The sequence below is a fragment of the Ruegeria sp. YTSA072 genome, assembly GCF_059610285.1.
This window is the reverse complement of sequence record NZ_JBXWNI010000002.1, coordinates 18,786-38,944: the sequence shown is the minus strand read 5'-3', so window position 1 is coordinate 38,944 and position 20,159 is coordinate 18,786. Positions and strand designations below refer to the sequence as shown.

General features: G+C 58.3%; 17 protein-coding genes. 12 read left to right on the top strand and 5 right to left on the bottom strand.

Annotation, left to right across the window (positions count from 1 at the left end):
- The first annotated feature begins 45 nt into the window (after positions 1 to 45).
- The 12 genes from AC2FIB_RS04385 to AC2FIB_RS04330 all read left to right on the top strand — a co-directional run bounded on the left by AC2FIB_RS04385 (position 46) and on the right by AC2FIB_RS04330 (position 12,801).
- Positions 46 to 282, top strand: coding sequence for a DUF2484 family protein (locus tag AC2FIB_RS04385; protein WP_496778168.1), 237 nt, complete (start codon positions 46 to 48; stop codon positions 280 to 282).
- Positions 279 to 533 carry a DUF2484 family protein gene (locus AC2FIB_RS04380; protein ID WP_496734168.1) on the top strand — a complete coding sequence of 85 codons (255 nt, stop codon included), beginning with the start codon at positions 279 to 281 and terminating at the stop codon, positions 531 to 533. The genes AC2FIB_RS04385 and AC2FIB_RS04380 overlap by 4 nt, the downstream gene beginning before the upstream one ends.
- Before the next feature lie 45 nt (positions 534 to 578).
- Positions 579 to 1,505 (top strand): UDP-N-acetylmuramate dehydrogenase, encoded by a 927-nt coding sequence (murB, locus tag AC2FIB_RS04375; RefSeq protein ID WP_496734170.1) that lies wholly within the window; start codon positions 579 to 581, stop codon positions 1,503 to 1,505.
- 102 nt (positions 1,506 to 1,607) lie between these two features.
- Positions 1,608 to 2,531 carry a D-alanine--D-alanine ligase gene (locus tag AC2FIB_RS04370; RefSeq protein ID WP_496734171.1) on the top strand — a complete coding sequence of 308 codons (924 nt, stop codon included), beginning with the start codon at positions 1,608 to 1,610 and terminating at the stop codon, positions 2,529 to 2,531.
- Entirely contained in the window at positions 2,519 to 3,514 is a 996-nt protein-coding gene (locus AC2FIB_RS04365) for a cell division protein FtsQ/DivIB (protein WP_496841778.1), read from the top strand. The genes AC2FIB_RS04370 and AC2FIB_RS04365 overlap by 13 nt, the downstream gene beginning before the upstream one ends.
- Before the next feature lie 8 nt (positions 3,515 to 3,522).
- Positions 3,523 to 4,857 carry a cell division protein FtsA gene (ftsA, locus tag AC2FIB_RS04360; protein ID WP_496734211.1) on the top strand — a complete coding sequence of 445 codons (1,335 nt, stop codon included), beginning with the start codon at positions 3,523 to 3,525 and terminating at the stop codon, positions 4,855 to 4,857.
- Entirely contained in the window at positions 4,844 to 5,257 is a 414-nt protein-coding gene (locus AC2FIB_RS04355; protein ID WP_496734175.1) for a hypothetical protein, read from the top strand. The genes ftsA and AC2FIB_RS04355 overlap by 14 nt, the downstream gene beginning before the upstream one ends.
- A 349-nt stretch (positions 5,258 to 5,606) precedes the next feature.
- Positions 5,607 to 7,226, top strand: coding sequence for a cell division protein FtsZ (ftsZ, locus tag AC2FIB_RS04350; protein WP_496734177.1), 1,620 nt, complete (start codon positions 5,607 to 5,609; stop codon positions 7,224 to 7,226).
- Positions 7,227 to 7,439: 213 nt separating this feature from the next.
- Positions 7,440 to 8,360, top strand: a complete 921-nt coding sequence (gene lpxC, locus AC2FIB_RS04345; RefSeq protein ID WP_496734178.1) for a UDP-3-O-acyl-N-acetylglucosamine deacetylase — start codon at positions 7,440 to 7,442, stop codon at positions 8,358 to 8,360.
- A gap of 127 nt (positions 8,361 to 8,487) precedes the next feature.
- Positions 8,488 to 9,330 carry an outer membrane protein assembly factor BamD gene (locus tag AC2FIB_RS04340; RefSeq protein WP_109313100.1) on the top strand — a complete coding sequence of 281 codons (843 nt, stop codon included), beginning with the start codon at positions 8,488 to 8,490 and terminating at the stop codon, positions 9,328 to 9,330.
- 35 nt (positions 9,331 to 9,365) lie between these two features.
- Positions 9,366 to 11,015, top strand: a complete 1,650-nt coding sequence (recN, locus tag AC2FIB_RS04335) for a DNA repair protein RecN (protein ID WP_496734179.1) — start codon at positions 9,366 to 9,368, stop codon at positions 11,013 to 11,015.
- Between the two features lie 100 nt (positions 11,016 to 11,115).
- Positions 11,116 to 12,801 (top strand): chloride channel protein, encoded by a 1,686-nt coding sequence (locus AC2FIB_RS04330; RefSeq protein WP_496734181.1) that lies wholly within the window; start codon positions 11,116 to 11,118, stop codon positions 12,799 to 12,801.
- On the opposite strand, the gene AC2FIB_RS04325 is transcribed toward AC2FIB_RS04330, so the two are convergent.
- The 5 genes from AC2FIB_RS04325 to cobS form a co-directional block, all read right to left on the bottom strand.
- Complete coding sequence (locus tag AC2FIB_RS04325) at positions 12,798 to 14,165, bottom strand: DUF3179 domain-containing protein (protein ID WP_496734182.1); 1,368 nt, start codon at positions 14,163 to 14,165, stop codon at positions 12,798 to 12,800. The two genes, AC2FIB_RS04330 and AC2FIB_RS04325, sit on opposite strands and share 4 nt — an antisense overlap.
- Positions 14,166 to 14,561: 396 nt before the next feature.
- Complete coding sequence (locus AC2FIB_RS04320) at positions 14,562 to 14,903, bottom strand: DUF427 domain-containing protein (protein WP_496724420.1); 342 nt, start codon at positions 14,901 to 14,903, stop codon at positions 14,562 to 14,564.
- A 65-nt stretch (positions 14,904 to 14,968) separates the two neighbouring features.
- Positions 14,969 to 16,759 (bottom strand): aminopeptidase P family protein, encoded by a 1,791-nt coding sequence (locus tag AC2FIB_RS04315; protein WP_496734183.1) that lies wholly within the window; start codon positions 16,757 to 16,759, stop codon positions 14,969 to 14,971.
- A 72-nt stretch (positions 16,760 to 16,831) separates the two neighbouring features.
- A complete protein-coding gene (gene cobT / locus AC2FIB_RS04310; protein WP_496734184.1) occupies positions 16,832 to 18,709 on the bottom strand; it encodes a cobaltochelatase subunit CobT in 1,878 nt (625 codons plus the stop codon).
- Positions 18,710 to 18,889: 180 nt separating this feature from the next.
- On the bottom strand, positions 18,890 to 19,876 hold the full coding sequence (gene cobS / locus AC2FIB_RS04305) for a cobaltochelatase subunit CobS (RefSeq protein ID WP_058274350.1): 987 nt from the start codon (positions 19,874 to 19,876) through the stop codon (positions 18,890 to 18,892).
- Between the last annotated feature and the right edge of the window lie 283 nt (positions 19,877 to 20,159).

Below are 20,159 nucleotides of genomic sequence, written 5' to 3'. Positions count from 1 at the left end.
CAGTTGCAGCAATGATCGTCCTCGGAGGGGCAGTTGGTATATTCGGTGCTTTTTGCTGGCTTGTGGGTTTTGGCCTCAACGATCGTGGCCATGCTGCCAATGCGCCTGCAATTTCCGCCGGGCATTGTGCTGTTCGTTTCCGCTCCCGCGCTGATCGTCTGGCTGGGCCATGACTTCGGCTGGTTTTTCTCGGTGCTGGCCTTTGCTGCCTTTGCATCCATGTTCCGCAATCCCATTCGTTTTTATTGGCGTCGCTGGACAGGGCAGGAGGTCGAGGAATGAACTGGTCGATCGCCCTTGCCGCGCTTTGGGGGATCGCCGCAAATTTGCTGGCGATGATCCCCAGCAAGGACAACCATTGGACCCGCGCTTATGTCCTGATCGCTGTGGGGATTCCAATACTGGGTTACGTCACTTTGCAGAACGGCCCGTGGATCGGGCTGATCGTTCTGGCGGCGGGTATGTCGGTACTGCGTTGGCCTGTGATCTATCTAGGGCGTTGGGTACGCAGGATACTCGGGTCTGCTCCGTAATGGATGCGTCTTGCGTTATGCGTCAGAATCCGCGATCTAGCCGACATGACAGCGCTTCCGACACCGCGCGGTAAACTCACTGAGAGCCGCAACTTGAACGATCTGACCTGGCTTCGGGTAGGAGGTCCTGCAGACTTTCTTTTCCAGCCGGCCGATATCGCAGATCTGCAGACATTTATGCGCGATTTGCTCGCAGATATTTCGGTTTTCCCGATGGGGGTCGGGTCAAATCTGATTGTGCGTGATGGCGGTTTGCGCGCGGTTGTGATCCGATTGGGGCGCGGGTTCAATGCTATCTCGGTTGAGGGAAACACTGTTACCGCCGGAGCAGCCGCGTTGGATGCGCATGTGGCGCGCAAGGCAGCGGATGAGGGTGTGGACCTGACTTTTTTGCGTACCATCCCGGGCTCAATTGGCGGCGCGGTGCGGATGAACGCAGGGTGTTATGGCAGCTACACGGCAGACGTGCTGCGCAAGGCGACCATTGTCACCCGGCAGGGAGAGCTTGTGGAACTGACTCCGGAAGACCTGAATTTTCGTTATCGCCAGTCCGATCTGCCCGAAGGCGCGGTACTAATATCGGCCACTTTCGAAGGTCCATCCTGCGATCCGGAAGAGCTGCACGCCCGGATGTCCGCGCAGTTGCAAAAACGCGACGAAACCCAGCCGACCAAAGACCGCAGCGCCGGGTCAACCTTCCGCAACCCGGCAGGGTTTTCTTCGACCGGGCGGGCGGATGATGTGCACGACCTCAAGGCGTGGAAGGTCATTGACGATGCGGGCATGCGCGGCGCGACGCGCGGCGGCGCACAGATGAGCGAGAAGCACTCGAATTTCCTGATCAATACCGGCGATGCCTCTGCCGCGGACCTCGAAGGTCTGGGCGAAGAGGTGCGAAAAAAGGTTTACGAAACAAGCGGCATCACGCTAGAGTGGGAAATCATGCGGGTCGGTGATCCGTTGACAGAATAAAGCCCTGACCGTCAGACCATAACAGGCAAATTAAGGCGACGGATCAAGGAGATAAACGCAGTACGGACCACCACATAAGGTCCGGGGACATTGAGGCGCACGTTGGGTATGTCGAGCAGGACAAACCCCAAAGTGGCGGTATTGATGGGTGGACCCTCGAAGGAACGCGAGGTGTCTCTCAGCTCTGGGCGCGAATGCGCGGCCGCCCTTGTGGGAGAAGGCTTTGAAGTAGTTGAGCTGGACGCAGGTCCTGACCTCTATGCGCGCCTTTTGGAAATCAAACCAGACGTTGTGTTCAACGCCCTGCATGGCCGCTGGGGTGAGGATGGCTGCGTTCAGGGTCTGCTGGAATGGATGCGCATTCCGTACACGCACTCTGGTGTTCTGGCCTCGGCGCTGGCGATGGACAAGCAGCGCAGCAAAGAAGTGTTTGAGGCCGAAGGCCTACCCGTTGTTGCCAGCGTGATCGTACCAAAGATTGAGGTAGTTAAGGTTCATGTGATGGAGCCTCCTTACGTGGCCAAGCCCAACAACGAAGGCTCCAGCGTTGGGATCTACATCGTGCATGAAGGGTCTAATGGCCCTCCGCAGCTGTCGCATGAAATGCCCGATCAGGTTATGGTCGAGAAATACATTGCCGGACGCGAGTTGACTGTAACGGTGATGAACGACAAGGCCGTAACGGTTACCGAGATCATGACCGATGGCGGTTGGTACGATTATGACGCCAAGTACAAGCCCGGCGGATCGTGGCATGTTTTGCCCGCTGACGTACCGACCGAGATTTTTGCCCTGTGCATGGACTACGCATTGCGCGCTCATTCTGCGCTGGGATGCAAGGGCGTAAGCCGTACGGATTTCCGCTGGGATGACAGTATGGGTGCCGATGGGCTTTTCCTTCTCGAGACCAACACTCAGCCCGGCATGACGCCGACGTCCCTGGTGCCTGAACAGGCCGCACATCTGGGGATGAGTTTCGGGCAGCTATGCGCCTGGATGGTGGAGGACGCATCATGCGACCGCTAAGAGCCACCCGAGCGCCTGTGGTTCACCGGCCCAAACAACTGACCGGTCCCGATGCTGATTTCGAATCCGGCGCACATACCGGAGCCGAACCCAAATTGCGGCTGCGTGGTATGTTTGGTGGCAAGGGCGATCGCCCCGACCCGGCCCCGTCTCGTCTCAGCTACCGCCTGCAGCGCTGGATGCTGACGCGGGGCGTTCGGCGCAGCCTAAAGATTGGCCTGCCGGTGTTTGCCGTTTGCGCCGCAGTTGGCATCTATTTCGGTTCGCAAGAGCGTCGCGATGCGGTAGTGGCCTATGTCATCGACATCAAGACTTCGATCCAGCAACGGCCAGAGTTCATGGTCAATCTGATGGCAATTGACGGGGCAGGGACCAACCTGTCCGAGGATATTCGTGAGGTCGTACCGCTGGATTTCCCTGTCAGCTCATGGGATCTGGATGTTGAGCAAATCCGCGACACGATTACCGGGCTGAATCCGGTCAAATCCGCCACGGTACGGGTGCGCCCGGGCGGCATTCTGCAGGTGGATGTTGTCGAGCGTCAGCCCGTCATCGTCTGGCGTACGCGCCGTGGGATCGAATTGCTGGATGAGACCGGCGCGCATGTGGAACGCATCGCGTCGCGCAAGGATCACTCTAATTTACCTCTGATCGCGGGCAAAGGTGCAGACGGTCACGTAGGTGAGGCGCTTGAATTGCTGACAACCGCCCGCAGCCTCGGCGGTCGTGTGCGCGGATTGGTCCGGATTGGTGAACGTCGCTGGGACCTGGTTATGGACCGCGGCCAGCGCATCATGTTGCCAACCGAACGCCCCGTACGCGCGTTGGAACGCGTTCTGGCCGTGAATGAGGTGCAGGACCTTTTGGAACGCGACGTCGCGGTGGTCGACATGCGCCTTGGGCAACGTCCGACAATAAGAATGACCAAAGCTGCCAGCGAAGACTGGTGGAATACAAAAGTGACAGTGGGTAGCGAGCAGTAACGACCATGATGACCGATCTTTATCAGTCCCAGCGCGCCATGCGGCAGATGCGCAGACAAGCCATGCAGCGCGGTGTTGTCGCCATTCTCGATATTGGCAGCTCCAAGATTGCCTGTCTTGTATTGCGCTTTGACGGGACCGGCCGCCTGAGCGAGGACAACACCATCGGGTCGATGGCCGGGCAGACCGGGTTCCGGGTGATTGGTGCTGCGACCACACGGTCGCGGGGCGTTCAATTTGGCGAAGTCACCGCCATGCAGGAAACCGAACGGGCGATCCGAACCGCCCTGCAGGCGGCGCAAAAGATGGCCGATATCCGGGTCGATCATGTGATAGCCAGCTTCTCGGGTGCGAACCCGCGCTCTTACGGGTTGGACGCGCAGGTCGATCTTGAGGGTCAGGTCGTGACCGAGGCAGAGGTTGGCCGTGTCCTGAACGCCTGTGATGTGCCGGATTACGGGGCAGGGCGCGAGGTATTGCATGCCCAACCGGTCAATTTCGCTTTGGACAACCGCTCAGGTCTGATCGATCCGCGCGGCCAAATGGGGCAGAGCCTTGCCGTCGACATGCACATGCTGACGGTCGACGCGACCGCGATCCAGAACATTGTGCGCTGTATCAAACGCTGTGATTTGGAATTGGCCGGAATTGCAAACTCGGCCTATGTGTCTGGTGTTTCCGCCTTGGTCGAGGATGAGCAGGAACTGGGCGCGGCCTGTATCGACATGGGTGGCGGTACGACCAGCGTGTCGATCTTCATGAAAAAGCACATGATTTACGCCGACTGCGTGCGCATGGGTGGTGATCATGTGACCTCGGACATTTCGATGGGGTTGGGCATTCCCGCATCGGTCGCCGAGCGGATCAAAACCTTTAACGGCGGCGTTCACGCAACTGGCGCGGATGATCGGGACCTGATCGACATCGGCGGGGATACTGGCGATTGGGAACATGATCGCCGCACGGTCAGCCGAGCTGAACTGATCGGGATCATGCGTCCCCGTGTTGAAGAGATCCTTGAAGAGGTGCGTGTTCGTCTGGATGCCGCCGGGTTTGAGCATATGCCGAGCCAGCAGATCGTCCTGACCGGCGGCGGCAGCCAAATCATGGGGCTGGACGGACTGGCTACCCGCATCCTTGGGCAGCGTGTCCGTCTTGGCCGGCCGCTGCGTGTGCATGGCCTGCCTCAATCGGCGACCGGGCCGGGGTTCTCATCTGCAGTGGGGCTTAGCCTGTTTGCGGCGCATCCGCAGGACGAATGGTGGGATTTTGAAATCCCGGTCGACACCTATGCTGCGCGCCCGTTCAAGCGGGCCGTGCGTTGGTTCCGTGACAATTGGTAAGCTGGGGGTCGCAGCGCTGCTGGCCTTGGTACCGCTGACCACTCAGGCGCAAACCCGGATCACACCTGAGGCGTTTTTGGATGCAGTAAAGGGCAAGACTGTCACGTTCCACGACTTTTCAACGGGCGAGCTAGTAGGAACTGAAGAGTTTCTCAGCCCCGTGCTGTCGGTCTGGCGCATGGTGGGGCGCGGGTGCGTTTATGGTCAGATCACCACGCCTGATGGTCAAATCTGCTTTCTTTATGATGATGACCCGGATGGTATCCCGGTCTGCTGGTGGCCTTTCGAATATAAGGGCAAGTTGATGGTGCGACTGGCCACTTTTGCAGACAGCGAAATCCAAGAGGTGCGCAGCATCACCGAGGACGGTTTGAATTGTCCAAGTACCCCGATCAGCTAAAGAAATGGGTTGCAGCTGACTCGTTTATCCCGCAAGATATCCACAAGGCCCGACAGAGGCCCGCGGCAGGACCTGAGCAGTTTTCCGCAGTTTGACAGTTTATGAGTCCCTTTGGTGATGCGTCGGTTGAGTGCCGCGCGTAAATCGCCTGTTTTGTGCTACATTGAGTTCTTTACGCAACATCTGGCGGTATTTGCGAAATACTGCCGGTCAGCGCCTTAATTCCTCCATATTTTGTGGAATTGCGTGATTTTTGGCGTGACGTTTGCCGTTTCAAACAGTAGGATTGTTAGTGGATAGGTAAGAAAAACACCGCTTTGGCGGGAACAAAAAAACAGGCGGACAGAGCATGACATTGAATCTTTCGATGCCCGGGCACGACGAACTGAAGCCTCGGATCACAGTATTTGGCGTTGGTGGTGCAGGCGGCAACGCTGTCAACAACATGATTGAGAAACAGCTGGACGGCGTCGATTTTGTGGTCGCCAACACCGATGCGCAGGCACTGCAACAAAGCCAGTCCTCGGCACGGGTTCAACTGGGCGTGAAAGTCACCGAAGGTCTGGGGGCAGGGGCCCGTCCGACCGTGGGTGCGGCAGCAGCCGAAGAAAGCATTGAACAGATCGTTGATCACCTGGCCGGCGCGCATATGTGCTTTATCACCGCCGGCATGGGTGGCGGTACTGGCACAGGCGCCGCTCCGATCATCGCGCAGGCCGCGCGGGAATTGGGCGTTCTGACTGTTGGTGTTGTGACCAAGCCCTTCCAGTTTGAAGGCGCCAAGCGGATGCGTCAGGCCGAAGACGGCGTTGAGATGCTGCAAAAGGTCGTCGACACTCTGATTATCATCCCGAACCAGAACCTGTTCCGCCTGGCCAACGAAAAGACCACGTTCACCGAGGCGTTCTCGATGGCCGACGATGTGCTCTATCAGGGCGTCAAAGGCGTGACCGATCTGATGGTCCGTCCGGGCCTGATCAACCTCGACTTTGCAGATGTTCGCGCCGTGATGGACGAGATGGGCAAAGCGATGATGGGAACAGGCGAGGCCACCGGCGAAGATCGCGCGGTTCAGGCCGCCGAGAAGGCGATCGCCAACCCGCTGCTGGACGAAATCAGCCTCAAGGGTGCCAAGGGCGTTCTGATCAACATCACCGGCTCGCACGACCTGACCCTGTTCGAACTGGACGAAGCCGCCAACCGCATCCGCGAAGAAGTGGATCCCGAGGCGAACATCATCGTTGGTTCGACACTGGATACCGTGATGGAAGGCGGCATGCGCGTATCGGTTGTCGCGACCGGTATCGATGCCAGTGAAAAGCAGGAAGATGTCCCCGTCGCGCGCCGTTCAATGTCGGCACCGCTGACCCGCACCGTTTCGGCAGAAGAGTCGGTGCAGGAAGAGGTCCCGGTTGCTGCGGAAGTCGCTGAGCAAGCGCCGCAGCAAGATATGATCCGCGAACCCTCGCTGTTTGAAGCGCCGGAAGAGCCTGCACAGCCGCAGTTCCAGTCGCGTGCCCGGCAGGATGATGATGGTCTGCCTCCGCCGGCCTATCAGCCGCGTGTTGCCGAATTCGAGCCGACCCCCGAACCGGTTGAGCCTGCGTCCGAAAACTATGTCGCGCCGCAGTCTCAACCGGCAGCGGGAACTCCGTCGCCCGAAGCACTGCAGCGCTTGCAGGCCGCAGTCCAGAACGTTCCGCCGTCCGAGCGGAGCCCTTCGATGGCTCGCCCTGCAACCCTGCAGCCGACCCCTGTAGCGCAGGAAGAAGCGCATGATCGTCCCCGGTTTGGCTTTAACCGATTGATCGATCGGATGACCGGTCACGCGGCAGATACTCCGGCGCAACCACCACGTCAGCAGCCCGTTATGCGCCAATCTGACGCTACGGCCCCTGCAAGGGATGAGGTCGACCCCGAACAGGACCGGATTGAAATTCCAGCCTTTTTGCGGCGCCAAGCCAACTGATCGCGGTAACAAAATGAATGCAGAGGGTCGCCAAATGGCGGCCCTTTCCTTTTGTTTTACAGATATTTAAGGAAGTGTAAGCAGGGATTTGCCGATCTGTCACATACATGTTTCATTCGGTTGCAAAGAGTGAGTTGAGCCTTGACGCCGCCTTCCTTAACTGAGTGTCCAACACGGCCAAACGAGGCCGGACACTACTCTTCGAGGTTCACCTTGCAACATACGCTCAAATCTCCGGTCACGTTTACAGGCGTCGGACTGCATAGCGGTAAGCCTGCGACGATGGTCCTGAAACCGGCGGCTGCCGGTCACGGCATCTGGTTTAAACGGACGGACATTGAGCTGGGCAATGCCCTTGTCCCTGCGATCTATGACGTGGTCGAGCGCACCCCGCTGTGCACCCGCCTGATCAACGACGCGAGTGTGTCTGTGTCCACGGTCGAGCACATCATGGCCGCGCTGGCTGGTTGCGGAATACATAACGCGCTGATCGAGATTGATGGTCCCGAAGTTCCGATCATGGATGGGTCTTCGATTGATTTCGTTCGCGGCATTATGGCGAAGGGCGTGCGTCGCCAAGCCAGCCCAGTTCTGGCCTATGAGGTTCTTAAGCCGGTGACCGCTGTGCGCGAAGGTGCCAGCGCATCAATTGCGCCTGCAAATGGTCTGATCATCGATTTCCATATCGACTTCGAAGACGGTGCCATCGGCAGCCAGACCAAGACACTGGATATGCGCAACGGCTCGTTCGCACGTGAGCTGTGTGACTGCCGGACGTTCTGCCGTCGTACTGATGTTGAGGCGATGCGCGAAAACGGGCTGGCATTGGGCGGTACTCTGGAAAATGCCGTCGTTGTTCAGGGTGACGAAGTCCTTACCCCGGGCGGTTTCCGCCGCTCGGACGAGGCCGTGCGTCACAAGATGCTGGATGCCCTTGGTGACCTGTATTTGGCAGGCGGTCCGATCTTCGGTCACTTTACCGGTGACAAATCCGGCCATGCAATGACCAATACTCTGCTGCGCAAGCTGTTCGAAACACCGGGTGCGGTCCGTCCGATCCTGTGCACGCCTGAACAGGCAGCCCGCCTTCCAGGGCAGGGGCTGGTCCGGGATGAAATCCCCGAAGTCGCCTGATTGGATCAACTCTTCCGACAATTCTGCGAACGGGCGCATAAGACGTTTTGCACCGGAATTTTATGTGCTAGACCTTGGCCTAAATCGGGGCTTAACCCCGTCAAGTAATACGACAAGGATAGGCGGAATGGTTGGCAGCAAAGCGGCAGTCAGGTTCGCAGGCGCGATTCTTCTGACAGCAGTTTTGACGGCGTGCGCTGGAAAAGGCGCAGACCGCAATCAGAACCTGGAAGGGTTCACTCCTGAACAGATTTTCACGCGCGGCGAATATGAGCTGTCGCAGAATCGTTCGGACGATGCGGCGTGGTATTTTTCAGAAGTTGAACGTCTGTATCCGTATTCCGATTGGGCCAAGCGCGCGCTGATCATGCAGGCGTTCTCATACCACTCGGACAAAAACTACGAAGAGAGCCGAGGCGCCGCACAACGGTACATCGACTTTTACCCGACGGACGAAGATGCGGCTTATGCCCAATATCTTCTGGCGCTCAGCTATTATGACCAGATTGACGAGGTCGGGCGCGATCAGGGCCTGACTTTTCAGGCGTTGCAATCGCTGCGCACCGTGATCGAAGTCTACCCGGATAGCGAATACGCGACCTCTGCGGTGCTGAAATTCGATCTGGCCTTTGACCATCTGGCTGGCAAAGAGATGGAAATTGGACGCTATTATCTGCGCCAGGACCATTATACCGCAGCCATCAACCGGTTCCGTGTTGTGGTTGAGGATTTCCAGACCACATCTCACACCGCCGAAGCTCTGTACCGCTTGATTGAAGCCTATCTGGCACTGGGTCTTGTGGATGAGGCACAGTCGGCAGGGGCCATTCTTGGGTACAACTATCAATCGTCCGAATGGTACGATGCGGGCTATTCGCTGCTGACGTCTCGCGGGTTGGATCTCAAGAGCCGTGGCAACAACTGGCTCAGCACGATCTACCGTCAGACCGTCAAAGGTGAGTGGTTGTAATCGCCATGGCCAATGGGGTGGGACGCTAAGACCCGATGCTGCGCGCCCTCGATATCCGTGACATGTTGATCATCGACCGGCTGGAACTGACGTTTCAGCCGGGTCTGAACGCGTTGACCGGTGAAACCGGTGCGGGCAAGTCGATTCTTCTGGATTCGCTGGGGTTTGTTCTGGGCTGGCGTGGTCGGGCTGAACTGGTCCGTCAGGGCGCTGCCCAGGGTGAAGTCGTGGCCGAATTCGAATTAAACGAAGACCATCCTGCACATGCAATTCTCGCCGAGGCGGGCCTGCCCGGTGGAGAGGAACTGATCCTGCGGCGGGTGAATACGGCCGAGAGGCGCAAGACTGCATGGGTCAATGATCGCCGTTGTTCGGGCGAGGTGCTGCGCGCATTGTCCGAAACCCTGATCGAACTGCATGGTCAACACGATGATCGCGGCTTGTTGAACCCGCGCGGTCACCGGGCAATGCTGGATGATTACGCCGGCGCAGAACCCCAATTGGCAAAGGTGCGGTCGGCCTGGTCCGAGATGTCACGTGCGCGCAAAGCTCTTGCCCAAACGGAATCGACCCTTGCGGCGATGCGCGCGGAAGAGGAGTTCCTGAGGCATTCGGTATCTGAGCTTGATCAGCTGGACCCGCAACCCGGTGAGGACGCCGAGCTCGACGCCCGCCGTCGCATGATGCAAGGGGCTGAGCGTATCCGGGATGATGTCGCTCGGGCTTTCTCTCTGCTTGGCGGGGACGGGGCCGAGAGCGCAATGGCGGACGCTGTGCGTTGGCTCGAAGGCGTCTCGGACAATGCCGGCGGCCAATTGGAGGCACCAATCGCGGCCCTGGGGCGCGCCTTGATCGAATTGGGTGAGGCGCAGGACGGTGTCGATGCTTGTCTGCAGAAATTGGATTTCAATCCGGCGGAATTGGAGCTGGCCGAAGAACGCCTGTTCGCCATCCGCGCACTGGCTCGTAAACATGATGTTGTACCTGATGAACTGGGAACCTTTGCCGAAACTTTGCGTGATCGTTTGAACCGGCTTGACGCTGGCGACGCGGATCTGGCCAATCAGCGGGTAGCGGTAGACGCCGCTCAGACCGCATATGACGGCGCAGCAGCCAAGCTTAGTGCGGCGCGACAGAAGGCAGCCGGACAGCTGGATGCCGCCGTGATGACCGAACTCGCCCCGTTGAAGATGGAGCGCGCTGTGTTCCAAACCGAAATTACAGCCGCGGATCCCGGTCCCGATGGAATTGACGCAGTAGCTTTCACAGTTGCCACCAACCCCGGCGCACCTTCTGGTCCGCTGAACAAAATCGCCTCGGGCGGCGAACTCAGTCGGTTTCTTCTGGCGCTCAAGGTCTGCCTGACCGGGGATGACAGCGCGCGCACGATGATTTTTGATGAGATCGACCGGGGCGTTGGTGGTGCAACTGCCGATGCGGTCGGGCGGCGTCTGGCGGCGCTGGCGCAGGGCGGGCAGGTGCTGGTTGTGACGCACTCACCGCAGGTGGCGGCCCGCGCGGCGCATCACTGGCGGGTGCAAAAACACGTCACCGACGGGCAGACCCTTTCTACCGTTGTTCCGCTGACCGAACCCGACCGCGTGGATGAAATTGCCCGTATGGTCGCAGGTGATACGATCACGGACGAGGCGCGTGCTGCCGCCCGAGCCCTTTTGCAGGCCTGAGGCAATTCTGCCGCTTTCGCGTGTTCAATCCGTCGCGATCCCACTTTTATAAGGGCGCTCCGTGGCTTACTAAGGGGAAAGACGTGATCCCAGAGGGCCAATGACCCAATCAACCCGCACTGTTCTGCGCAACCAGCTCAATCAGGCTTTTGCCGCGATCAAGGACGCTTGGCGGGTGATGCGACGGCGTGGGCCCAGCCAGATTCAGTTCTGGTTCATCGCGCTGGCGATCGGGATTGCGGCAGGTTTCATGGCATTGGGGTTTCGCAAGGCCATCCGGTCGCTGCAGGCTTATGTCTATGATACGGATGACATTTTGCTGCTGCACAGCCATGCGGAAAAGCTGCCTTGGTTTCTGATCCTGATCATTCCCATCATCGGCGGGCTAATCGTGGGCGTGATCCTGAACAAGTTCACCGACGACGGACGCGTGCGATCCGTCGCTGACGTCATCGAAGGGGCCGCGGTGACCGATGGTCGCGTGGAAAGCAAGGCGGGTATCGCGTCTTTCTTTGCCTCGCTCGTCACGCTCAGCACAGGCGGGTCCACGGGCCGAGAGGGGCCGGTCGTGCACATGGCTGGTGTGATCTCAACCTGGGTCAGCAACCGCATCCATGCTGATGGCATCACCGGGCGCGACCTGTTGGGATGCGCTGTCGCCGCCGCCGTCTCGGCCAGCTTTAACTCACCGATTGCAGGTGCGCTGTTCGCGCTTGAGGTCGTGCTGCGTCACTTTGCAGTGCATGCATTTGCGCCAATCGTGATTGCTTCGGTTGCCGGGACAGTAATCAACCGGCTGGAATATGGCGATGTGACCGAGTTTGTTCTGGATACACCCGGTTCCCTGCAATTCTACGTGGAACTGCCTGCCTTTCTGCTACTTGGCCTGATCTGCGGCCTGGTTTCGCTTCTGCTCATGCGGTCGATCTTTTTTGCCGAAGATATCGGCAACCATATCCAGAACCGGCTTGCCTTGCCTGGCTGGCTGCGCCCAGCTGTTTCAGGTGCGATGCTGGGGCTGCTGGCGATCTGGTTCCCGCATATCATCGGCGTCGGGTATGAAACGACGATCCGCGCTTTGGCAGGTGACCTGACCCTGAGTTTTGCCATCCTGTTTGCCGTAATCAAGACGGTTGCCGTGGCGATCACCATGGGCGGGCGTATGGGCGGCGGGGTGTTTTCCCCATCGCTGATGATTGGGGCGTTGACCGGGCTGGCCTTTGGCCTGATCGCAACCGGGCTGCTGCCGGATGTGTCGGGCACCCATACGCTTTATGCCTTTGCCGGAATGGGGGCCGTTGCTGCCGCGGTTCTGGGCGCACCGATTTCGACCACGATGATTGTCTTTGAACTGACCGGGGACTGGCAGATCGGCCTGGCCGTGATGGTTTCGGTGTCGATGTCGACGGCGCTGGCCTCGCGTCTTGTGGATCGGTCCTTCTTCTTGACCCAGCTGGAACGTCGTAACGTGCATCTGGCCGCCGGGCCGCAAGCCTATCTGCTGGCGATGCTGCGAACCGGGGCAGTCATGCGCCCCTTGGGCGACCCGCGCTCGATCACGAAAGAACAGGCGGTCGAATTGATCGAACAGGGGCTTTGTGTTCAGGCCAGCGCCACACTAGAGGCCGCGATGCCCTATTTCGACAGGGATGACATCCCCTGTATTCCGGTGGTGATTGTCGAAGAGGACGGTAGTGAAAACCCGGTCGGAGCGCTTTACCACGTCGATGCACTGAAGGCGTATAATCGTGCCTTGGCCGCCACGGCGGCTGAAGAGCACTCTTAGCGATTATACACGGTTGCGGTATCGCCCAGGTAGTTGTCCCAAGCAAACCAGTACGAAATATGGCCTGCGACCCGAGGCAATTGCGCGCCTCCTGGTCCAACCAGCGCCTCTTCGGTCATGGTCCACTTCTGACCCGTTTCATCCACCAAATCGCTGCCCGACGCAGCGAACTTGTGGGATGCGCGTTCATAGGCCCGCACTGCGCGATTCTCGTCGTTTCCGATAAGCACCAGCGGCTGGTTGGCGATGGCGTCATTGATTACCCGGCTCCTGCCGAACGCATCCAGCGGCCATGCCCGCGCTGCACCAAATTGCCGGATGGCGAAAACATAATCTTTCTGTCTGTGACTGGACTGATCGACCAGCGCCGGGAACATCAATTCGGACGAAGCGAAATACTCCCGATACACGACACCCGATCCATAATTCCGCCGGTGACCGGTGTTCATTGAAAGGACCTTCGTCTTGGGATGCGATGTTTTCCAGCTTTGCCAAGTGGTGATGACTACCGGGCGTTGTTTCAATTCGATACCGCTGCCGACAAGCGCGCCAACGACTGGCTTGCCGGTGTATTGGTTCCATAGGGAATTCGTCTGACGGTCGAACATCAGTTTGTTGGATCTGTACAGAAACCCAGATGAGCCGAAGATCAGCGGTTTGCTGCGACCCGGCACTTGCGTTTCAAACAGAATTCCGGATCCGCACAGTGTACAGTAGGCCAAGGCCACCGGAACTCCGCCAATCACCTCGTTGAACATTTCATGCCAGCCCATGATCCGCAGCGGGTAAGCTCGTTCGTCCCCGTTGATCGAAACGCCAAAGACCAGGTCTTCGTCCTTAAGGTAATCTGCACGCGCGGCAGGGATCAGAGCCGGATTGTCCAGCGATGGGATACCGTCCTTGTTCACACCACCCCACGCGATCTCTTCAAGCCGGATCTTCATCTTGTCGCGCTGCAAATACTTTGGTTTCAGGAAGTCATCGAAATTCGTATCAATTCCCAAAAGAACCTCGCGCTTGAACGGGATGAGCGAGGGGTGTGGCACGATTTGCGGGTTCTTTTCCTGCCAGAGCATCCACTCAAACCAGTCTTGACCGGTATTCTCACCAGTCAGGGTCTGCATGACTTTCACGATGTCGCTGCTGCGACGTCTGGCGTATCGCATACCGGTCAGCAAAGCAGGCACCACATCCGGGTTGCCGCGTTGTACGAGAAAGGCCATGCCTTGCTCAAACTCTGCGTTGCTTCCAAACAGGGTGGAACGCACAGCATCAAGCACGGGGTCTTGTTGCGCGGACAACGCGCTAGGCAACAAGAGCGCGGCCCCCAATGATCCTGCGAAACTGCGACGGGTAAGTGACATGGCATCCTCTGGGCGGTGTTTGGTGGCATTGTGCACGCTTGATGCCTCAAATGCATGCAACAGCCCCGTGATTGGATCGTGATCAAGCCTTGTCAGTTGCGAGCGCGCTGTTGAGCTACCTGCAAAGACTATATGCTTGCATGTTATCGTGAAATTTGCCGGTTAGTCGTATCCAAAAAATTTCACAGATATTTTTTGTCACGATGCCAAAAACGATAAATTTTGCAATGGGTTCGAAATTCTGGCCATGCCAGGGAGGCCCGGCCAGGGATTTCTTGGTCGCGTACGAACGGCAGCAGCCCAACTAAGGTCACTGGCATCCATGGCACAGGCCTAGGAGCGTCCGTGTCACGACATAGCCTCGACTGAGCGGGTCAGAAAGGCCATCTGAGGGATTTAGATCTGTTCGACCTTAACGGAATCGACGCGGTAAAACGCGACATAACCCTTGATCTCGGCCATTGCGGCGACCGGATTCTCATAGCTCCACGCTGCGTTTTCGGTCACCGATGATTTGTTGACGATTGAGAAATGCGTTGCATCGCCTTTGTGCGGGCAATGCGTGACCTTTTCTGTACGGTCCAGAAATGCCATTCCGATATCGGCACGAGGGAAATAGATCACCGGCTCCAGATCACCTTCCAGCAGCTCCAGCGCATTCATGCTCTCTCCGAGAACGGCGCCCCCGGAACGAACGCTCCATTTACCAGCTGCTTTGCGGATCGTTATGTCTGTCATCTCTGCTTCTTCCCTCGTCTTTAGTACGGATCACTCCTCTGCCCGGTTTATGTGACAGTCCAGTGTCAGATCGGCGCACTTGCGGCATCCAACCACAGTTGAGCGTTGTCGCCCAGCCTTGGACGAACTTTTTCCGCAACGTCGCGGTGGTATGCGTTAAGCCACGCGCGTTCTTCTGTCGTAAGCATATCGACTACAATCAGCCGCCGGTCAATTGGAACGTATGTGAGCGTCCGCCAGTTCAGCATCGCACGCTCGGTGTCCGCCGTGGGCAAGGAAGGGGCATCTTGAACCACAACAAGGTTCTCGATGCGAATGCCGAATGCGCCTTCGCGGTAATATCCCGGCTCGTTTGACAGGATCATCCCCGGCTCAAGCGGAACATGGCTGACCTTCGACAAGCGCTGCGGCCCTTCGTGGACGCTCAGGTATGCGCCGACCCCGTGGCCGACCCCGTGATTGAAATCCTGCCCCGCTGCCCACAAGGGGGCGCGTGCGATGCATTCAATGTCTCGTCCGGCCAGCCCGGCGGGCCAGCGCAGCATGGACAGATCGATCATCCCTTTCAGCACGCGGGTAAAGCAGGCTTTTTCCTCAACGCCCACTTCTCCGATTGCAATGGTGCGGGTGATGTCGGTTGTGCCATCCAGATACTGACCTCCGCTATCCAAAACCAACAAGTGACCATTCTCCAGCCGGCTGTCGGTTTCTTCGGTCACCCGGTAATGCATGATCGCGCCATTGGGCCCGGTGCCCGCAATCGTGTCGAACGAGATATCCTGTAGCGCGTTATCCCGGCGGCGGTTTTCCTCAAGCTGCGTGACTACCTGAGTTTCCGTCATTGTGCCCGGGGTCTTTGCGTCCAGCCAGCATAACGTCTCAATAACGGCCACCGCGTCGCGAAGATGCGCTTCGGCACTTCCAGCGATTTCCGCCGGATTCTTGCGAGCTTTGGGCAAGGCACAGGGATCCCCTGCATCCATCATCTTGTCGCTGAGAACGTCAGCAACTGCTTGCGGCAAAGTCCCCAAGTCGACTTGAACCTTGCCGACCAAACCCGCAACGGCTTCCAGAAACACCTGTGGGTCGTGAACCTGAACATGGTCGCCAAGATGATCGTCCAACCCCGCCAGTTTTTGTGCCGCCATGAACAGATCAACCCGACCATCGGCGTGTAGAATGGCAAACCCATGCGCTACCGGGTTGTACCCGATATCTGATCCACGAATGTTAAGCAGCCACATGATGGAATCCGGCAAGGAAATGATCGCCGCCTCACACCCGTTCTGCTTTAAATCATCCGCCAGCCGCGCGATTTTGCTTGTAGCGGTTTCCCCGGCAAACTCAATCGGGTGTGCCTTGACCGGATTCGACGGGGCCTCAGGCTGATCCGGCCACACCCGATCCACCAGATTGTCACACCGAACCAGCTCGATGCCGCTCGCGTTCAACTCTTTCTTCAGGCTGGAAATCTGCCCAGCTGCATGCAGCCAGGGATCAAAACCAACCTTTCCGCCGCTCGGCAGTTGTTCCTTGAGCCAGGCGCTAAGGCTGGTTTCGGGCCAAGGTACGGGCGTGAATTCTTCCGCCACTTGCGCCTTGACCTGGGTGCGGTATCGGCCGTCGATGAATACACCCGCAATAGCGGACAATGCCGCACAGAAGCCGGCCGAACCGGTAAAGCCCGTCAGCCATGGCAGCCGTTCATCGCGTGGGGCCACATACTCGCCCTGATGCGCATCTGCGCGTGGGATCAGAAAACCGTCCAACCCATCCTGCGCCATCTGGGATCGCAAAGCGGCCAGTCTGGGCGGTCCCTGTTCCGGACGTGCAGTGACTGCAAAGGACTGAAACATGTGACACCTCTCGCAAACGGGCGGCTGCCCCTTCATCTTTTGAAAATACTCCTGCCGGAGGCAGGGCCAGCGTCAGCTGGCCCTTTTCATCCCCATCACGCGTGCACGTGCCCGAGGATCGCTGTCGAACAATGCCGCCAGCTGTTCAGTCATCGCACCTGCCAGCTGTTCGACATCCGTGATTGTTACCGCGCGGTCGTAGTATCGGGTCACATCGTGGCCGATACCAATGGCCAAAAGCTCGACCATCTTGCGTTTTTCGACCATCCCGATCACGTCGCGCAGGTGTTTTTCCAGATAATTCGCGGGGTTAACGCTGAGTGTGGAGTCATCAACCGGCGCACCGTCCGAGATCACCATCAGGATCTTGCGCTGCTCACGTCGCGCAAGCATCCGGCGGTGCGCCCATTCCAATGCTTCGCCATCGATGTTCTCTTTCAGCAGGCCTTCTTTCATCATCAAACCCAAGTTGGGTCGCGCTCGACGCCACGGGGCATCCGCACCTTTGTAAATGATGTGGCGCAGATCGTTCAGACGCCCCGGCTGTTGCGGGCGACCGTCATTCAGCCATGCCTCACGTGCCTGGCCGCCTTTCCAAGCGCGCGTAGTAAAGCCAAGGATTTCGACCTTCACGTTGCAACGTTCCAGTGTCCGGGCCAGAACATCGGCACAGATCGCCGCGATCGAGATCGGGCGACCGCGCATCGAGCCCGAGTTATCCAGCAGCAGCGTCACCACTGTATCGCGGAACTCGGTGTCTTTCTCGACCTTAAAGCTCAGCGGCGTGGTCGGGTTGGCCACAACACGCGCCAGGCGACCGGCATCCAGAATGCCTTCCTCGCGGTCAAATTCCCAAGAACGGTTCTGTTGCGCCTGCAATCGGCGCTGCAGTTTGTTCGCCAGACGGCTGACGGCACCCTTAAGCGGCTCAAGCTGCTGATCCAGATAGGCGCGCAGCCGTTCTAATTCAGCAGGCTCGGCCAAATCCTCGGCTGCGATCTCTTCGTCGAAGGTGCCAAGGTAAACCTTGTAGTCCGGGTCGGCCTCGGATGCAGGGGGCGGGGACGGCGGCTCCATCGGGGCCTCACCGTCAGGCATCTCGGCCTCTTCGCCCATCTCATCCTCGGCCATCTCGTCCATCGAGACCTGAGCCTGGGACTGATCCTGCTGCTCTTCCTGAGTTTGCTCTGGGGTCGCGTCGGCGTCCTGTTCGTCCTGATCATCCTGACCGGTGCTGTCGGGATCGGGCTGTTCTTCGGCGTCGTCTTCAGCCTGATCTTCCTGATCTTCGTCCAGCTCATCCGGGTCTTCGCCCAGCTGATCACCGTACCCCAGATCCTTGATCATCTGACGGGCAAACTTGGCGAATTCGGCCTGATCCGAAAGGATGTCCTGCAAGTTTTCCAGCGTGCCGCCAGCCTGCTCTTCGATGAACCCACGCCAGAGGTTCATGATGTTCTCGGCCGCAGGCGGCAGGTCGCGTCCGGTTGCCAAGTGGCGGATAAGATAACCCGCGGCCACCGACAAGGGGGCATCTGCGGGTTGCTTGCACTGGTCGTAACCGCGGCGCAGTGCCTCGTGCCCGATCTTTACATCGATGTTGCTGGCGGTGCCGGGCATGTCCCGCGCGCCCATCGCCTCACACCGGGCGACCTCCATGGCTTCGTACAAATCGCGCGCCATATCGCCCGGAGGCGCATAGCGGTTGTGTGTCGCATCGTCATGGTACCGGCGCTGCAACGCCAAAGCATCCGCCGTACCGCGCGCCAGCAAAACCTCTTCGCGGGTCATCCGCCGAGAAACCTGCGGCAAACGCATCGACTCGCCCGACAGACCCGAGGGGTCGACAGTATAGCTTACCGATAGTTCGGGATCATCGGCCATCACCTTGGTGGCTTCGGCCAAGGCCTTCTTGAACGGATCGGCGGGGTTGTCGTTTGGTTTAGACAATGAACGTACTCCAGATCATTGCTGCCGAGAAAAGCACTAAGCATTCCCAGCGCAGCCGTGTCAGGTGGACATGCTGCGGCGCCGTCATTTCTGAAGGCGCCGTCTTTTTCCAATCTACTTTGTCAAAAAGCCGAGCTGAATCAAGAACAACCCAGATAGATGCTATGACAAAGAAGATTATCACCCCAAGCTCACACTCGCCGCGCTTTCCGGCAGTTCCTCGTCGAAGCAACGCTGATAGAACTCGGCCACGGTCTGGCGTTCCAGCTCATCACATTTGTTCAGGAAGGACAGGCGGAAGGCGTAGCCGACGTCGCGGAAGATCTCGGCATTTTGCGCCCAGTTGATCACGGTCCGGGGCGACATGACAGTCGACAGGTCACCGTTCATGAAGGCGGTCCGGGTCAGGTCGGCGACGGTGACCATTTGGCTGACGGTCTTGCGGCCCTTTTCGGTGTTGTAATGCGGCGCCTTGGACAGAACGATCATCGTCTCGGCATCGTGGCTTAGGTAGTTCAGCGTCGAGACCAGCGACCAGCGGTCCATCTGTGCTTGGTTGATCTGCTGCGTTCCGTGATACAGGCCGGTAGTGTCGCCCAGACCGACGGTGTTCGCGGTGGCAAACAGGCGGAAGTTCGGGTTCGGCGTGATAATCTCGTTCTGGTCCAGCAAGGTCAGTTTACCGTCATGTTCCAGAACACGCTGGATCACGAACATCACGTCCGCACGACCTGCGTCGTATTCGTCGAAAACGATGGCAACGGGGTTGCGCAGCGCCCAGGGCAGGATGCCTTCGTGGAACTCGGTCACCTGTTTGCCATCACGCAGCTTGATCGCGTCCTTACCGATCAAGTCGATCCGGCTGATGTGGCTGTCGAGGTTCACACGGACGGCGGGCCAGTTCAGCCGGGCCGCGACCTGTTCAATATGGGTCGATTTGCCTGTGCCGTGATAGCCTTGGATCATCACACGCCGATTGTGCGAAAAGCCTGCCAGAATGGCTAGTGTGGTTTCGGGGTCAAACTTGTAGGTCGGGTCGATCGCGGGTACGCGGTCACTGCGGTCAGCAAAGCCCTTGATCGCCATGTCGGTTTCAATACCGAACACGTCACGGACCGAAATTTCTTCGGTGGGTTTTGCGTTTACGTCGATCGATCCGTCAGCCATTCGCCTTGTCCTTATCCTTTGCCCCGCGTTGCCGGGTTTGAACTCGTGTGTGGTGCAACATATTGCGGGCAAGGGCAAGGGAAAGCCGTGCTGGTAGGAACTTAGGCGGATGTTTCTTTGAAACTGGCCTTATCGATGTTGCGTCCAATGTCTCGAGCTAATCTTTCAAATCTTTGACAGCCCGAATTTTGGGTCCAGAACGCCGCCACGCAGTCCCGTGAAGCATTAATATTGCAATAGTAAGATGTGATGAGTTAAATATGCATATATTATTATGCAAAAG

Bases quoted from the DNA above. Each gene is read 5' to 3' on its own strand.
- murB (WP_496734170.1), top strand. From the start codon at position 579: ATGACAGCGCTTCCGACACCGCGCGGTAAACTCACTGAGAGCCGCAAC.
- AC2FIB_RS04320 (WP_496724420.1), bottom strand. From the start codon at position 14,903: ATGACAGACATAACGATCCGCAAAGCAGCTGGTAAATGGAGCGTTCGT.
- AC2FIB_RS04315 (WP_496734183.1), bottom strand. From the start codon at position 16,759: ATGTTTCAGTCCTTTGCAGTCACTGCACGTCCGGAACAGGGACCGCCC.
- cobS (WP_058274350.1), bottom strand. From the start codon at position 19,876: ATGGCTGACGGATCGATCGACGTAAACGCAAAACCCACCGAAGAAATT.
- recN (WP_496734179.1), top strand. From the start codon at position 9,366: ATGCTGCGCGCCCTCGATATCCGTGACATGTTGATCATCGACCGGCTG.
- AC2FIB_RS04330 (WP_496734181.1), top strand. From the start codon at position 11,116: ATGACCCAATCAACCCGCACTGTTCTGCGCAACCAGCTCAATCAGGCT.
- AC2FIB_RS04380 (WP_496734168.1), top strand. From the start codon at position 279: ATGAACTGGTCGATCGCCCTTGCCGCGCTTTGGGGGATCGCCGCAAAT.
- ftsZ (WP_496734177.1), top strand. From the start codon at position 5,607: ATGACATTGAATCTTTCGATGCCCGGGCACGACGAACTGAAGCCTCGG.
- ftsA (WP_496734211.1), top strand. From the start codon at position 3,523: ATGACCGATCTTTATCAGTCCCAGCGCGCCATGCGGCAGATGCGCAGA.
- AC2FIB_RS04325 (WP_496734182.1), bottom strand. From the start codon at position 14,165: ATGTCACTTACCCGTCGCAGTTTCGCAGGATCATTGGGGGCCGCGCTC.
- AC2FIB_RS04340 (WP_109313100.1), top strand. From the start codon at position 8,488: ATGGTTGGCAGCAAAGCGGCAGTCAGGTTCGCAGGCGCGATTCTTCTG.
- AC2FIB_RS04365 (WP_496841778.1), top strand. From the start codon at position 2,519: ATGCGACCGCTAAGAGCCACCCGAGCGCCTGTGGTTCACCGGCCCAAA.